The following is a 14,458-nucleotide window of genomic DNA, read 5'->3' on the forward strand; positions in this document are numbered from 1 at the left end:
CGGCAGCCAGACCTACTGACGAATCTTCCATAGGAGAGAAGGAACATTGCTCGACGCAACAACTTTTGACGAGCTGCGTATCGGCCTGGCCACCGCTGACGACATCCGTCGTTGGAGCTACGGCGAGGTCAAGAAGCCGGAGACCATCAACTACCGGACCCTGAAGCCGGAGAAGGATGGACTCTTCGGCGAGCAGATCTTCGGACCGTCCCGCGACTGGGAGTGCTCGTGCGGCAAGTACAAGCGCGTCCGGTTCAAGGGCATCGTCTGCGAGCGCTGCGGCGTGGAGGTCACCAAGTCCTCCGTCCGTCGTGAGCGCATGGGCCACATCGAGCTCGCCGCCCCGGTGACGCACATCTGGTACTTCAAGGGTGTGCCCAGCCGTCTCGGCTACCTGCTCGACATGGCGCCGAAGGACCTCGAGAAGGTCATCTACTTCGCCGCGTACATGGTCATCGAGGTGGATGAGGACGGCCGTCACGCCGACCTCCCCGGCCTCGAGAACGAACTGCGCCTCGAGATCAAGACGCTGTCCGACCAGCGCGACGCCCGCGTCGCCGAGCGTCTGCAGCGCCTCGAGACCGACCTCGCCGCGCTCGAGGAGGAAGGCGCGAAGGCCGACCAGAAGCGTCGTGTCAAGGACACGGCGGAGAAGGAGATGGGCCAGATCCGCAAGTCCTTCGACGAGGACATCGCCCGCCTGGAGCGCGTGTGGGAGTCGTTCCGCACCCTCAAGGTCGGCGACCTCAAGCCCGAGGACGCGGACTTCAACGAGCTCGTCGACCGCTACGGCCTGTACTTCGAGGCCTACATGGGCGCCGAGGCGATCAAGCGTCGCCTGCAGGCGTTCGACCTGAACGCCGAGGCCGAGCTGCTCCGCGAGCAGATCGCCACCGGCAAGGGCCAGAAGAAGATCCGCGCGATCAAGCGACTGCGCGTGGTCTCGTCGTTCCTGGCGACCGGCAACTCGCCGGCCGCGATGGTCCTCGACGTCGTCCCGGTGATCCCGCCGGAGCTGCGCCCGATGGTCCAGCTCGACGGTGGCCGTTTCGCCACCAGCGACCTGAACGACCTGTACCGCCGCGTGATCAACCGCAACAACCGTCTGCGTCGCCTGCTCGACCTCGGTGCTCCCGAGATCATCGTGAACAACGAGAAGCGCATGCTGCAGGAGGCCGTCGACGCCCTGTTCGACAACGGCCGCCGCGGTCGTCCCGTCACGGGTACCGGCAACCGCGCCCTCAAGTCCCTCAGCGACATGCTGAAGGGCAAGCAGGGCCGTTTCCGCCAGAACCTGCTCGGAAAGCGCGTCGACTACTCGGGCCGTTCGGTCATCATCGTGGGTCCGCAGCTCAAGCTGCACCAGTGCGGTCTGCCCAAGCAGATGGCGCTGGAGCTGTTCAAGCCGTTCGTCATCAAGCGCCTGATCGACCTGAGCCACGCTCAGAACATCAAGGCCGCGAAGCGGATGGTGGAGCGTTCGCGCCCGCAGGTGTGGGACGTGCTCGAGGAGATCATCCGCGAGCGCCCCGTGCTGCTGAACCGTGCTCCCACGCTGCACCGTCTGGGCATCCAGGCGTTCGAGCCGCAGCTCGTCGAGGGCAAGGCCATCCAGCTCCACCCGCTCGTCTGCGCCGCGTTCAACGCGGACTTCGACGGCGACCAGATGGCGGTGCACCTGCCGCTGTCGGTGGAGGCTCAGGCCGAGGCTCGCATCCTGATGCTCGCCTCGAACAACATCCTGAAGCCGTCGGACGGCCGTCCGGTCACCCTGCCCTCGCAGGACATGATCATCGGTCTGCACCACCTCACCACCGTCCGCGAGGGCGCTGTGGGCGAGGGTCGCGCGTTCTCCTCGGTCTCCGAGGCGATCCTCGCGAAGGACCAGGGCACGCTGCACCTCAACGCCAAGGTGAAGATCCGTCTGGACAACTACGTTCCGTCCGACGCGGCCGACACCGGCGCCGAGCCGATCACCGCCATCGTGGAGACCACGCTGGGTCGCGCCCTCTTCAACGAGACGCTCCCGGCCGACTACCCCTACGTGGAGGAGGTCGCCGACAAGGGCACGATCTCGTCGATCGTGAACGCCCTGGCCGAGCGGTACCCGAAGGTGGAGGTCGCCGCGGCGCTCGACCGGATCAAGGACGCCGGCTTCTACTGGGGCACCCGCTCGGGCGTCACGGTGTCGCTGAGCGACATCCTGACCCCGCCGAACAAGGCGCAGATCGTGGCCGGCTACGAGAAGAAGGCCGCCAAGATCACCGCCGAGTTCGAGAAGGGTCTGACGACCGACCTCGAGCGTCGCCAGGAGCTGGTGAAGATCTGGACCGAGGCGACCAACGAGGTTGCCGAGGCCATGCGCGCCAACTTCCCGGCGGACAACACCATCAACCGCATGGTGACGTCCGGTGCCCGTGGTAACTGGCTGCAGGTCCGGAACATCGCCGGTATGCGTGGTCTGGTGAACAACCCGAAGGGTGAGATCATCCCTCGTCCGATCATCTCCTCGTACCGCGAGGGGCTGTCGGTGGCGGAGTACTTCATCGCGACGCACGGTGCCCGTAAGGGTCTGGCCGACACGGCTCTCCGTACGGCGGACTCGGGCTACCTGACCCGTCGTCTGGTGGACGTCTCGCAGGATGTCATCATCCGCGAGGACGACTGCGGCACGACCAAGGGTCTCGACCTGCCGATCGCCACGGTCGGTGCGGACGGCGCCCTCACCCGCGACCCGAACGTCGAGAACTCGGTGTTCGCCCGCACGCTGGCCGCTGACGCGGTCGGCACGGACGGCACCGTGGTCGCGAAGGCGGGCGACGACGTGGGCGACGTGCTCATCGACAAGCTGGTCGCCGCCGGCGTCACCGACATCAAGGTCCGCTCCGTGCTGACCTGTGAGTCGGCGGTCGGCGTCTGCGCCGCCTGCTACGGCCGTTCGCTCGCGACCGGCAAGCTGGTGGACATCGGCGAGGCGGTCGGCATCATCGCCGCCCAGTCGATCGGCGAGCCCGGAACGCAGCTCACCATGCGTACGTTCCACACGGGTGGTTCGGCCTCCGCGGACGACATCACCCAGGGTCTGCCGCGCGTCCAGGAGCTGTTCGAGGCTCGTACCCCCAAGGGTGCGTCCCCGATCGCCGAGGCCGCCGGCCGCATCGTCATCGAGGAGACGGACAAGTCCCGCAAGGTCATCCTGACCCCGGACAACGGCGACGAGCCGCACGTCTACCCGGTGCTGAAGCGTTCGACCCTCCTGGTGGAGGACGGACAGCGCGTCGAGCTCGGCCAGCAGCTGATCGTCGGCACGGTCGACCCGAAGGAGGTCCTCCGGGTCAAGGGTGTCCGCGAGGTGCAGAAGCACCTGGTGGGCGGCGTGCAGGGCGTCTACCGCTCGCAGGGTGTGCCGATCCACGACAAGCACATCGAGGTCATCGTCCGCCAGATGCTCCGCAAGGTCACCGTCGTCGACCACGGCGACACCGACCTGCTGCCGGGTGAGCTCGTCGACCGTTCGCGGTACAACGAGATCAACCGTGCTGCGCTGCAGGAGGGAAAGAAGACGGCGTCCGCCCGTCAGGAGGTCATGGGTATCACCAAGGCCTCGCTGGCGACCGAGTCGTGGCTGTCGGCCGCGTCCTTCCAGGAGACCACCCGCGTCCTGACGCAGGCGGCCATGGAGGGCAAGTCCGACCCGCTGATCGGTCTCAAGGAGAACGTCATCATCGGTAAGCTCATCCCGGCTGGAACGGGTCTGTCGCGCTACCGGAACGTCTCCGTGGAGGCGACCGAGGAGGCCAAGGCGGAGCGGTACCCCAACCGCATCTTCGCCGATGACTCCGCGTTCAGCGAGAGCGACCTGAGCTTCGTCGACTTCGACAGCTTCAGCTCGGACGACTACACCCCCGGAACCTACAACTAAGGTCCCGTACGACGAGGCCCCCGGCGCACTGCGCCGGGGGCCTTCGTCGTTCGCGGCCCGTTCGACCTGGGAGAATGGGAGCATGTGGCGCCAGCTCTTGCAGTACACGGATACCGCCGGGCGGGCCATGCTCGGCTTCGGAGCTGTGCTCCTGGTGGTCGCTGTGGTGAGCTTCGTCGTGGGCGTCGCCCAGGCCGTCTCCGGCCACGCCGCAGCGACCCTGCCCTACTGGCTCACGACGATGGGATGCGCGGTCGTCGCCGGCATCCTGGTGTACCTGGCGAGCCGTCGCGGCAAGCTCGGCTGAGCCCGGGCGGGCTTCGTCCGCATTATCGCGCTTCGGGGCTCTGGTCCGTCCGCACCCTCCACCGGAGGATGGAAGCACGCCCCGCGAGAGGGTGCCCCCCACGCGTGTGGCACCCTCTCGCGGGTCTGTCGGCCGGTTCCGGCCGCTGAATAGGGTGGCTACGCCCAGTCGACCGGGGAGTCTCGCCTCCGACCGGCGGGCCTGCCGTTCACCCGACCCCGTCGGCAGCCGCTTCCCGTAGGAGGTCCCCGTGGCGTCCATGACCGAGATCCTCATCCTCCACGGCCACCTGCCGATCGAATACCTCGACCGTGTGGCGACCGAGCCGGCGGCGGACGAGTCCGTCGTGCGCGAGCTGATGGCGCGCGGCGCCATCAGCTCATCCCAGCTGGCGCGGGCCCGCGCCGCGCAGGCCGGCCTCCCGTTCGTCGAGCTCGCCGACTATCCGGTCGACCGCGCGGCCGTCGCCCTCATCCCCGGCGCGATCTGCCGCCGCCACACCGTCCTCCCGATCGCCACGGCCGACGGGATGATCGTCGTCGCCATGGCCGACCCGGGCAACGTGTTCGCGATCGACGACGTCCGGGCGGCGTCCCGGATGAACGTCGCGGCTGCGGTGGCCGAGGAGTCGGACCTGCGTTCGGCCATCGACCGCTACATCCGCGCCGACGACGAGCTCAGCGACCTGACCTCCACCCTCGAAGAGGAGACCGCGCCCTCCGAGGACACCGCCGTCTCCGAGTCGTCCGACGACGACGCCCCGATCGTGCGGTTCGTGAACCTGCTGGTGAGCCAGGCGATCCAGGACCACGCCTCCGACATCCACATCGAGCCGGCCGAGCACGACGTCCGGGTGCGCTACCGCATCGACGGCGTGCTGCACGCCATGCAGTCCGCGCCGAAGAGCATCCAGAACGGCGTCATCTCGCGGCTGAAGATCATGTCGGACATCGACATCGCCGAGCGCCGCAAACCCCAGGACGGCCGTATGTCCGTCGTGCACGGCGGCCGCCAGATCGATCTCCGCGTCGCCACGCTGCCGACGGTGTGGGGCGAGAAGGTCGTCATGCGGATCCTCGACAACACGAACACCGGCATGACCCTGACCGACCTCAACCTGCTCGAGCGCAACTTCGAGATCTACCGCGAGTCGTACTCGAAGCCGTACGGCATGATCCTCGTCACCGGACCGACCGGCTCGGGCAAGTCGACGACGCTGTACACGACCCTGAACGCCGTCGCGCGCCCCGAGATCAACGTGATCACCGTCGAGGACCCGGTCGAGTACCGCATGCCCGGCATCAACCAGGTGCAGGTGAACCCGAAAGCGGGACTGACCTTCGCGAGCGCGCTGCGCAGCATCCTCCGCTCCGACCCGGATGTGGTGCTGCTGGGGGAGATCCGCGACCACGAGACCGCTCAGATCGCGATCGAGGCCTCCCTCACCGGCCACCTCGTGCTCTCGACCCTGCACACCAACGACGCACCGAGCGCCGTGACGCGTCTGACCGAGATGGACATCGAGCCGTTCCTCGTCGGCTCCGCCCTCGACTGCGTGGTCGCTCAGCGGCTCGCCCGCCGCCTGTGCGACCGCTGCAAGCAGCCCGGTGCGTACGCGCCGGAGGACCTGCGGAGGATGCGGTTCCCGGTCCCTGCCGACGGTGCGCCGCCGGCGATGTTCGTGCCCGTCGGCTGCCCGGCCTGCTCGAACACGGGCTACCGCGGCCGGATCGCCGTCCACGAGGTGATGGCGGTCACCGAGGAGATCGAGCGCCTCGCCGTCGAGCGGGCGTCGAGCGCCGAGATCGGCCGCGCCGCGCGCGAGCAGGGGATGCTCACCCTGCGGGAGGACGGCTGGGAGAAAGTCAAACTCGGCCTCACATCCATCGAAGAGATCCTGCGAGTGGTCGCCTAGGAGGGCACATGACGAACGACGACAGCTGGGGCGGCTTCCCGCCGCCGACGGCCAAGCCGGTCTACGAGATCCCCGTGACCCCGCCCGGCGCGACCGCGGCAGGATGGACGCCGGGTCCGGGTGCGCCGCTGAGCCCGCCGCCGACCTGGTCGGCCGCGGCGGCTGCGCCGGCGGCGGCGCCGGCACCTCCTCCGCCTGCCCCTGTCGCCGAGGGAGCCGACCTCCCGGTCGTCCCCGCCGGTCCGCCGCCCGCTGCGCAGGCTCCCGTGTGGGACCTCGCCGACCACGCGCCGACCAGCCGTCTCGTCCCGGGCGGACGCCGTGCCGCGCAGCAGGCGGAGGCGGCGAACGGTCAGGGCGCCGGCCGCGAGACACGCACCTTCGACGAGGACACCTCCACCCTCACCGCGACCGAACGCGAGGCTCTGGAGAAGGCAGACCCCGAGCTGGTCGCCGCCCTGCGGGAGGTGGTGCTCCAGCGGGCCTCCGACCTGCATGTCACCGTCGGAGCGCCGCCCATGGTCCGGATCGACGGCGCGCTGACGCCCGCCGGCCCTGCGGCCCCCTGGGGGACCGAGCGCACGATGAGCGCGCTGATGAGCCTGCTGACGGAACGGCAGAAGGAGATGTTCAAGCGCGAGCTCGAGCTGGACTTCGCGTTCACCATCTCCGCCAACTCCCGCTTCCGCGTGAACCTCTACCAGCAGCGCGGCTCGATCGGGGCGGCCTTCCGTCTGATCCCGACCGAGATCAAGCAGCTGCGCGAGCTGGGCGTCCCCGAGCAGATCGGCCGGTTCGCCTCCCTGCCCCGCGGGCTCGTGCTCGTGACCGGACCGACGGGCTCCGGCAAGTCGACGACGCTCGCCGCGCTGATCGACCTCGTCAACTCCACGCGTGCCGACCACATCGTCACGGTCGAGGACCCGATCGAGTTCATGCACACCCACAAGAAGTCGATCGTCAACCAGCGCGAAGTGGGCCACGACACGCACAGCTTCAACAACGCGCTGAAGCACGTGCTGCGGCAGGACCCCGACGTGATCCTCATCGGCGAGCTCCGCGACCTGGAGACGATCTCGGTCGCCCTGACCGCCGCCGAGACCGGCCACCTCGTCTTCGCCACCCTGCACACGCAGGACGCCCCGCAGACCATCGACCGCGTCATCGACGTCTTCCCGCCGCACCAGCAGGGACAGGTGCGCGCTCAGCTCGCCGGGACGCTGCAGGGGGTCGTCTGCCAGACGCTCGTGAAGCGCGCCTCCGGCCGCGGCCGGGTCGTGGCGACGGAGGTGCTGATGATGACCCCCGCGATCGCGAACCTCATCCGGGAGGGGAAGACCTACCAGATCGCCTCCGCCATGCAGGCGGGCGCGGGCGACGGCATGCACACCATGGACCAGCATCTGGCCGACCTGGTGGACAGCGGCGCGATCACCCGGACGGCCGCACTGGAGAAGGCCCACGACCTGGAGAGCATCGGCCGCCTCATCCAGCGCGCTGACTCCTCGACCGACGCCTCCGCGCAGGCCTTCGCCGCCAGCGAGCCGGACTTCGGCGACAGCTTCTCCGGGCAGGTGCGGTGATGGCTTCGACCACCACGTTCGCGTACCGCGGCCGAACCGCCGAGGGGAAGATCGTCAAGGGCAGACTCGAGGCCACGGGACAGGGCTCGGTGGCAGCGCGCCTCAAGACGATGGGGCTCTCGCCCGTCTCCATCGAGGAGGCCGCGGAAGGAACAGGGCTGGACCGCGAGATCTCGCTGGGGTTCGGCAGCGGCGTCAAGCTGAAGGACCTTGCGATCATGAGCCGTCAGATGGCGACGATGATCGGCTCGGGGCTGTCCATCCTGCGGACGCTCAACATCATCGCCGAACAGACGGAGAACAAGAAGCTCGCCGCGATCATGGCGACGGTGCGCGACGACGTCGAGTCGGGTGTCGCGATCTCCGAGGCGTTGCAGAAGACTCCTGACGCTTTTCCGCCTCTGATGATCAACATGGTCCGGGCCGGCGAGACGGGAGGCTTCCTCGACAGCTCTCTGGAGTCGATCGCGACGAACTTCGAGAAGGAGGTCAAGCTTCGCGGCACGATCAAGTCGGCGCTGACCTATCCGGTCATCGTGCTCTGCCTCTCGATTGTCGCCGTGATCGCGATGCTGCTCTTCATCGTGCCGGTCTTCGAGAACATGTTCACCGGCCTGGGCGGCCAATTGCCGCTGCCGACGCTGATTCTCGTGGAGCTCTCCCACGCGATGGTCTGGATCGCCCCGGCGCTCCTCGTGATCGGCGTCGTCGGAGCGATCTGGTGGAGCAGGAACAAGAACAGCCAAGCGGTCCGCAGGCGAGTCGATCCGATCAAGCTGAAGCTGCCTGTGTTCGGGCCGTTGATGAAGAAGATCGCTGTCGCGCGGTTCAGCCGCAACTTCGCCAACATGATCAGCGCCGGCGTGCCCATTCTGCAGGCCCTCAAGATCGTCGGCGAGACCTCCGGCAACTGGGTGATCGAAGATGCGCTGGTGAAGGTGGCGGACTCGGTGCGCCAGGGCGAGTCGATCGCCGGGCCGCTCGCCGCACAGCCGGTCTTTCCGAGCATGGTGACGCAGATGATCGCTGTTGGCGAGGACTCCGGCTCGCTGGAGACCATGCTGACGAAGATCGCCGATTTCTACGACCAGGAGGTCGAGGCGGCGACAGAGCAGCTCACCGCCATGATCGAACCGCTCATGATCGCCTTCCTCGGAGTCGTCATCGGCGGGATGGTGGTCGCCCTCTACATGCCCATCTTCCAGATCTCCAGCCTGGTCAAGTGACCGCCCGAGGGTCGGCGTCACTCGAATGGGGAGCCCCTGTACTGGGGTGGCATATCAATGTAATTGCCCCCGTTTGTGGGATTCTGCCGTGAATTTGCCCGGAAATACCATCGACGAGCCGGACGGGACTCGCTCGATCGGCGCCCCGCAATCTCCCGACCGATTGGAACCTGCAATGTACTTCCGACTCATGGGCAAGCTGAACGCTCGCCGCAAGGGCCTGCTCGAAGAGGGCGAGAAGGGCTTCACCCTGATCGAGCTCCTCGTCGTCGTGATCATCATCGGCATCCTCGCCGCGATCGCGATCCCGGTGTACCTCGGCATCCAGAACAACGCCAAGGAGAGCGCCACCCAGTCCGACGTGACCAACGCCAAGACCGCGGTCGTGGCCTACCAGACGGACAAGGGCGCCCTGCCCACCGCCGGCGACATCACGACGATGGACTCCAAGTACGGACTGTCGAAGAGCACGGACACCACCGCGCTCATCCTGAAGGCTTCGACCGACGGGAAGGCCTGGTGCGTCCAGGGCACGAGCAGCACCGGCACCAACTTCGCGGCAACCGACACGAAGGGCGTCGCCAAGGGCACCTGCAGCGACACCGGCGGGTTCACGGCGGCACCGTAACTCGGTCGTCGCTATGCCGGGGGTGGAGGGTGCGTTCGCACCTCCACCCCCGGCACGCTTTTCCCCAACCATCCAGCAATCCAGCCCAGAGGGAGGTGAGCGCCCGGATGAGCATCTTCAGCCGACTCGGTCGACGACTCTCGCCTCTCGCGCGCGGCGAATCCGGCCTCACCCTCATCGAGATCCTGGTCGCCATGACGATCTTCGGCATCGTCTCGGTCGGCATCGCGGCAGGGGTCACCGCCAGCTTGGTCAACGTCCGTGACTCGCGCGACCGCGAGACGGCCCTCAACCTCGCCGCATCGCAGATCGACCTCGTGCGCTCCGTCAGCGATGTCTTCACCGTCAATGACACGCCGACCGCCACGAACGTGGTGGTCGGCGGCGTCACGTTCCACGTCTCGCGCTCGACCAACTGGGAGCCGTTCAACGGAGGCGACGGCGACTGCGGTTCCAACTCCGCCGGCAGCACCCTCCAGTACAAGCGCGTCAAGGTGACCGTGACCTGGGACGGCATGCGCAACGACACCGTCCCGGCGGTGGCCGACACCCTCCTCGCGCCCAACAGCCGCATCAACGACCCGACGAAGGGCACCATCCTGGTGCATGTCTTCGGGCCGGATGGCACCGATCGATCCGGCATCGCCGTGAACGCCGTGCCGACGCCCGGCGTCACCGGCAACACCGCCGCCGCCCTCACGGTCACCCCCGCGAACACGGATGTGCAGGGCTGCAGCTACATCCTCAAGGTGACGCCTGGCACCTATGACGTGACCGTCACCAAGGCCGGATACATCGCCGACGACAACAAGACCCTCGGCTCGGCCACGAAGACGGTCGGCGTCGCCCAGGGAACGTCGGCGTCCGCGGCCTTCCAGTTCGACAACGCCGGTCTCTTCTCGAGCGCCCTGGCGGTGAACGCAGCGCCCACGCCCGGAATCCTGGTTCCCACCAACCTCGACCTGTCTTACCTGAGCACCTATGGCAACTACGTCAGACCGTACACAGGATCGGCCGTGCCGCTGCATCCCTACGCCGACGGGTACACGGTACTGGCCGGCAAGTACGTCGACTCCGTGACATCGTCCCAGGTCTGCCCGGCGCTCGACCCCGAGGCCTGGCCGGACACGACGGTCGGCTCGGTCACGTACTCCGGACACCGGCCCGATCCGGTCGCCGCTTCGCCAGGCCAGCCGGCCGCCAATACGGCAAAGGTCACGATGGGGGTCATCACCGTCGTCCTGAACAAGGCGAACGGTGCGTATATCAACGCCGTCTCCCAGTCCGCGGCGACCACCAGCGGCAATCCCGGGTGCCCGGTCGCGATGAGCTACACCTTCGGCAGCAAGGTCACCGGGAGCAGCCAGTCGGTCACGCTCGCGCTGCCGTGGGGCACCTGGAAGCTCTATCAGGGCGGCAGCTCGACTGCGACCACCAGCCAGATCGGCAACTCCGGGATGACCCCGTCCACGGGCACCACGATCATCAAGGAGAGCTCGAACGCCGTCACCTTCGACCCGAGGGTGGCATCATGACCGGCACGGTGCTGGGCCGTCTGCGCGACCTCCGGCGCGACGAGCGCGGGATCACCCTCGCCGAGCTGATCGTCGCGATCGGTCTGCTCGGGATCTTCGCGACGGTGGTCTCCGCGCTGTACACCAGCTCCATGCAGGCCATGTCGATCGGCCGGGATGTGCATGGAAACAGCCTGCAGGCGTCGAACGCGATGAATGAGATCTCCCGGGTCATCCGCGCGGGCACCGACAACCCGGTCCAGAACCAGCCCCTCAACAACCCGGCGTTCGAGGTGGCGATGGCCGACAAGGTGCGCCTGTACGCCTACATCAACCTCAGCGGCTCGTCCGAATTGCCGGTGATGATCGAACTCTCGGTCTCGAACGGGTCGCTCATCGAGAAGCGCTGGCCGGCGACGCAGAACGCGGCGGGCTACTGGCTGTTCCCCGCTGCGACCAGTACGCCGGCGTCGACGCGCACGATCGCGTCGTACGTGGTTCCCTCGGTCGCGGCAGGTGGAACCCAGCTGTTCACGTTCGTGAAGACCGACAACTCGACGATCCCGATCCCGACCGGCCCCAACGGCATCACCGACGCGACCGCTCTCCGCTCGATCGCCGCGGTCTCGATAGCGCTCACCGTCCGGAGCAGCGCGACGGACTCCTCGCAGCAGGTCACCCTGCAGAACGTCGTCGGCATCCCGAACCTCGGACTGGCGAGGACGTTCGGATGATGTTCGTGCGACGGGGAGCGTCCTGGGGCCGCGGGCTGCGGCGGGACGAAAGCGGCGTGGCCTTGGTGATGGTGATCGGTATCACGGCGGTGCTCATGGTCCTCGTCGCGACCGCCCTCGCCTACTCGGTCAGCAGCGTCCGCACGGCTCGGAGCGATCAGGACTGGAACGGCGCGATGGCGGCCGCATACGCGGGCGTCGAGGAGTATGAGAGCCGGCTGGCGAACGACAACACCTATCAGCAATACGGCAACCCTGCTTCGACGTTCAGCACAGGCAGCTCGGTGTCGCTTCCGACCGGAGCGCAGGCTAACCCGGCATTCGGCGTCGGCAGCACCCAGGGGTGGGCTCAGGTCTACGGAAGCACGAACGCGTACTTCCGATACGAGGTCGACAACTCCAAGTACGCCTCCACCGGCGTACTCCGTGTGCGTTCGACGGGCAAAGTCGGGACGACGACCCGCAGCATCGTCGTGAATCTCAAGCAGCAGGGTTTCATCGACTTCCTGTACTTCACCGACTACGAGATCCAAGACCCCGACCTCAGCGGAGACCCGCAGTCGTGTGTCAAGTACTACTGGGCCGGTCGCGGGTCGGGCTGCTCCGAGATCGCCTTCGGCAACGGTGATGTCGTCAATGGGCCCGTCCACTCGAACGACGCGATCCGGGTGTGCGATGCCGAGTTCACCCAGTCGGTGACCACGGCCTACAACCCGGCCTCGGGGAAGCGGTACATCGCGAAGGACTCGACGGGCAGCACGTGCACCGGGCAGAAGTTCGACGATCCGACCGCGCCGACCTACTCGCCCGTCGTCGGCATGCCGCCGACGAACGCCGCCATGAAGAACGAAGTGCGCAGCGATCTCCCCATCGATGTTCCGCGCCCGGGCTGCCTCTACACGGGACCGACCTCGATCGTCTACAACAGCAACGGCACGATGACGATCCGCTCGCCGTGGACGAAGTCGACGCGGGTGTCCGGTTCTCCGCCGAGCGGAGCGGCGCAGACCCCGGCGGAGTGCGGGCCGGTCGGAACCGCCACCGGACAATTGGGATCAGCGGCGGGCGCGACCATACCGGTCATCGCGCAGAACCTCATCTACGTGCAGAACGTCCCCAGCACCTCGAGCGACCCGAACTACTGGCCCTCGAACGCGTACCCGTCCACGCTGTCCTGCCAGCTCGTGAGCGGAACGCTCGCCTGCAAGGGAGCGAGCGGCCAGTCCAACGGCAACGGCCTCGGATATCCGATGGCGGCCGAGGTGGCGCCGAGCTCCACGTCCTACCAGCCGCGCGTCGGCGACCTGTTCGTCAAAGGCACCCTGAAGGGAGCGGAGACGGTGTACGCCGAGAACTACGTCTACGTCACAGGCGACGTGAAGTACGCGGATGCGAACGCGGACATCCTCGGCCTCGTCGGCAACAATGCGGTCTTCGTGTACAACCCGATGGATGTCAACAACGCACCATTGCTGACGGGCAGCGGGCGCACCATCCAGGCAGCCGTGCTGTCCGTTGCGCACACCTTCCAGGTGCAGAACTACGATCGCGGCGGCGGGCGTGGAACGTTGACCGTCATGGGGGCGATCGCGCAGAAGTTCCGTGGCATCGTCACACGCGGTAGTAACGGCTACACCAAGAACTACGTCTACGACCCGCGGTTCCGTTACGTCGCCCCGCCGAAGTTCCTCTCTCCGGTGTCGACGAGCTATGGCGTGAGCGTCCTCGTCGAGGTCAAGACGGCGTTCGCCGCCGACGGGACGATCCTGTGAGCGCCGCCGCGACCGCGTCCCTGTGGACGGGTTCGATCTTCGTCGGGGTCGCTGTATTCGGGCTCCTGATCGGGTCGTTCCTCAATGTCGTCGCGTACCGCGTCCCCGCCGGGATGAGCGTCGTCACCCCGGGCAGCTCATGTCCCGGGTGCGGCGCAGCGATTCGCCCCCGCGACAATATCCCCGTGGTCTCGTGGCTGCTGTTGCACGGACGGTGTCGCGATTGCGCCGAGCCGATCTCGTGGAGATACCCGCTGGTCGAGACCGCGACCGCGGTGCTCTTCGCCGTCGCGGCGCTGCGCTTCCTGCCGGGGGTGCTCGTCGCGCCGGACGCGCGGCACGCTATCGCCGGCGCACTCGAACTCGTAGCGTTCCTGTACTTCGCGGCGATCAGCGTCGCGCTGTCTGTGATCGATCTCGACACCCAGCGTCTGCCGAACGTCATCGTGCTCCCCTCCCTGATCGTCGGTTCGGTGCTGCTCGGCGCGAGCAGTCTGGTGTCGGGAGACCTGGGGTCGTTGGCGTCGGCGGGAATCGGCATGGCCGGCCTGTTCATCCTGTACCTGATCATCGCGCTGGTCTCGCCGCGCGGCATGGGGTTCGGTGACGTGAAGCTCGCCGGCGTGCTGGGGCTGTACTTGGGGTTCCTCGGCGTCGGACCGCTGCTGATCGGTGCGTTCGCCGCCTTCGTGCTCGGGGGTCTCTTCGGGATCGGCGTCATGCTTGCGCGCCGCGGTCGACGGCACGGGATCCCTTTCGGCCCGTGGATGTTCGCGGGCGCATGGGTCGGCATCCTGGCCGGCCCCATGCTGTGGCAGTCATACCTGGCGCTGGTCGCGCCGGCCTAGGTGAAGGAG

The 14,458-nt window shown here is 67.5% G+C and carries 10 protein-coding genes; all 10 read left to right on the top strand.

Features of this window, described 5'->3' with window-relative positions:
• The first annotated feature begins 46 nt into the window (after positions 1-46).
• The 10 genes from rpoC (at position 47) to BLW09_RS03490 (ending at position 14,449) form a co-directional block, all read left to right on the top strand.
• On the top strand, positions 47-3,922 hold the full coding sequence (rpoC, locus tag BLW09_RS03445; RefSeq protein ID WP_089908500.1) for a DNA-directed RNA polymerase subunit beta': 3,876 nt from the start codon (positions 47-49) through the stop codon (positions 3,920-3,922).
• Between the two features lie 82 nt (positions 3,923-4,004).
• On the top strand, positions 4,005-4,229 hold the full coding sequence (locus BLW09_RS03450) for a hypothetical protein (RefSeq protein ID WP_089908502.1): 225 nt from the start codon (positions 4,005-4,007) through the stop codon (positions 4,227-4,229).
• Between the two features lie 250 nt (positions 4,230-4,479).
• Positions 4,480-6,144, top strand: coding sequence for a GspE/PulE family protein (locus BLW09_RS03455; protein WP_089908505.1), 1,665 nt, complete (start codon positions 4,480-4,482; stop codon positions 6,142-6,144).
• Positions 6,145-6,152: 8 nt separating this feature from the next.
• Positions 6,153-7,727 carry a type IV pilus twitching motility protein PilT gene (locus tag BLW09_RS03460; RefSeq protein ID WP_231947037.1) on the top strand — a complete coding sequence of 525 codons (1,575 nt, stop codon included), beginning with the start codon at positions 6,153-6,155 and terminating at the stop codon, positions 7,725-7,727.
• Positions 7,727-8,953: a type II secretion system F family protein gene (locus BLW09_RS03465; RefSeq protein WP_157696897.1), complete on the top strand. Its 1,227-nt coding sequence runs from the start codon at positions 7,727-7,729 to the stop codon at positions 8,951-8,953. Before BLW09_RS03460 ends, BLW09_RS03465 begins: the two co-directional genes overlap by 1 nt.
• A 175-nt stretch (positions 8,954-9,128) precedes the next feature.
• Entirely contained in the window at positions 9,129-9,581 is a 453-nt protein-coding gene (locus BLW09_RS19170) for a type II secretion system protein (protein ID WP_231947038.1), read from the top strand.
• Between the two features lie 107 nt (positions 9,582-9,688).
• Positions 9,689-11,116, top strand: a complete 1,428-nt coding sequence (locus tag BLW09_RS03475) for a type IV pilus modification PilV family protein (protein WP_089908508.1) — start codon at positions 9,689-9,691, stop codon at positions 11,114-11,116.
• Positions 11,113-11,829, top strand: a complete 717-nt coding sequence (locus BLW09_RS03480) for a prepilin-type N-terminal cleavage/methylation domain-containing protein (RefSeq protein ID WP_089908511.1) — start codon at positions 11,113-11,115, stop codon at positions 11,827-11,829. Before BLW09_RS03475 ends, BLW09_RS03480 begins: the two co-directional genes overlap by 4 nt.
• Positions 11,826-13,601: a pilus assembly PilX family protein gene (locus BLW09_RS03485; RefSeq protein ID WP_231947039.1), complete on the top strand. Its 1,776-nt coding sequence runs from the start codon at positions 11,826-11,828 to the stop codon at positions 13,599-13,601. The genes BLW09_RS03480 and BLW09_RS03485 overlap by 4 nt, the downstream gene beginning before the upstream one ends.
• Complete coding sequence (locus tag BLW09_RS03490) at positions 13,598-14,449, top strand: prepilin peptidase (RefSeq protein WP_089908515.1); 852 nt, start codon at positions 13,598-13,600, stop codon at positions 14,447-14,449. Before BLW09_RS03485 ends, BLW09_RS03490 begins: the two co-directional genes overlap by 4 nt.
• Positions 14,450-14,458 lie beyond the last annotated feature (9 nt).

This window comes from Leifsonia sp. 21MFCrub1.1 (genome assembly GCF_900107895.1).
GTDB classification, from domain to species: Bacteria; Actinomycetota; Actinomycetes; order Actinomycetales; family Microbacteriaceae; genus Leifsonia; species Leifsonia soli.

Coding starts and splice junctions, on each gene's coding strand:
- BLW09_RS03450 (WP_089908502.1), top strand. CDS start 4,005: ATGTGGCGCCAGCTCTTGCAGTACACGGATACCGCCGGGCGGGCCATG.
- BLW09_RS03460 (WP_231947037.1), top strand. CDS start 6,153: ATGACGAACGACGACAGCTGGGGCGGCTTCCCGCCGCCGACGGCCAAG.
- BLW09_RS03465 (WP_157696897.1), top strand. CDS start 7,727: ATGGCTTCGACCACCACGTTCGCGTACCGCGGCCGAACCGCCGAGGGG.
- BLW09_RS19170 (WP_231947038.1), top strand. CDS start 9,129: ATGTACTTCCGACTCATGGGCAAGCTGAACGCTCGCCGCAAGGGCCTG.
- BLW09_RS03475 (WP_089908508.1), top strand. CDS start 9,689: ATGAGCATCTTCAGCCGACTCGGTCGACGACTCTCGCCTCTCGCGCGC.
- BLW09_RS03480 (WP_089908511.1), top strand. CDS start 11,113: ATGACCGGCACGGTGCTGGGCCGTCTGCGCGACCTCCGGCGCGACGAG.
- BLW09_RS03485 (WP_231947039.1), top strand. CDS start 11,826: ATGATGTTCGTGCGACGGGGAGCGTCCTGGGGCCGCGGGCTGCGGCGG.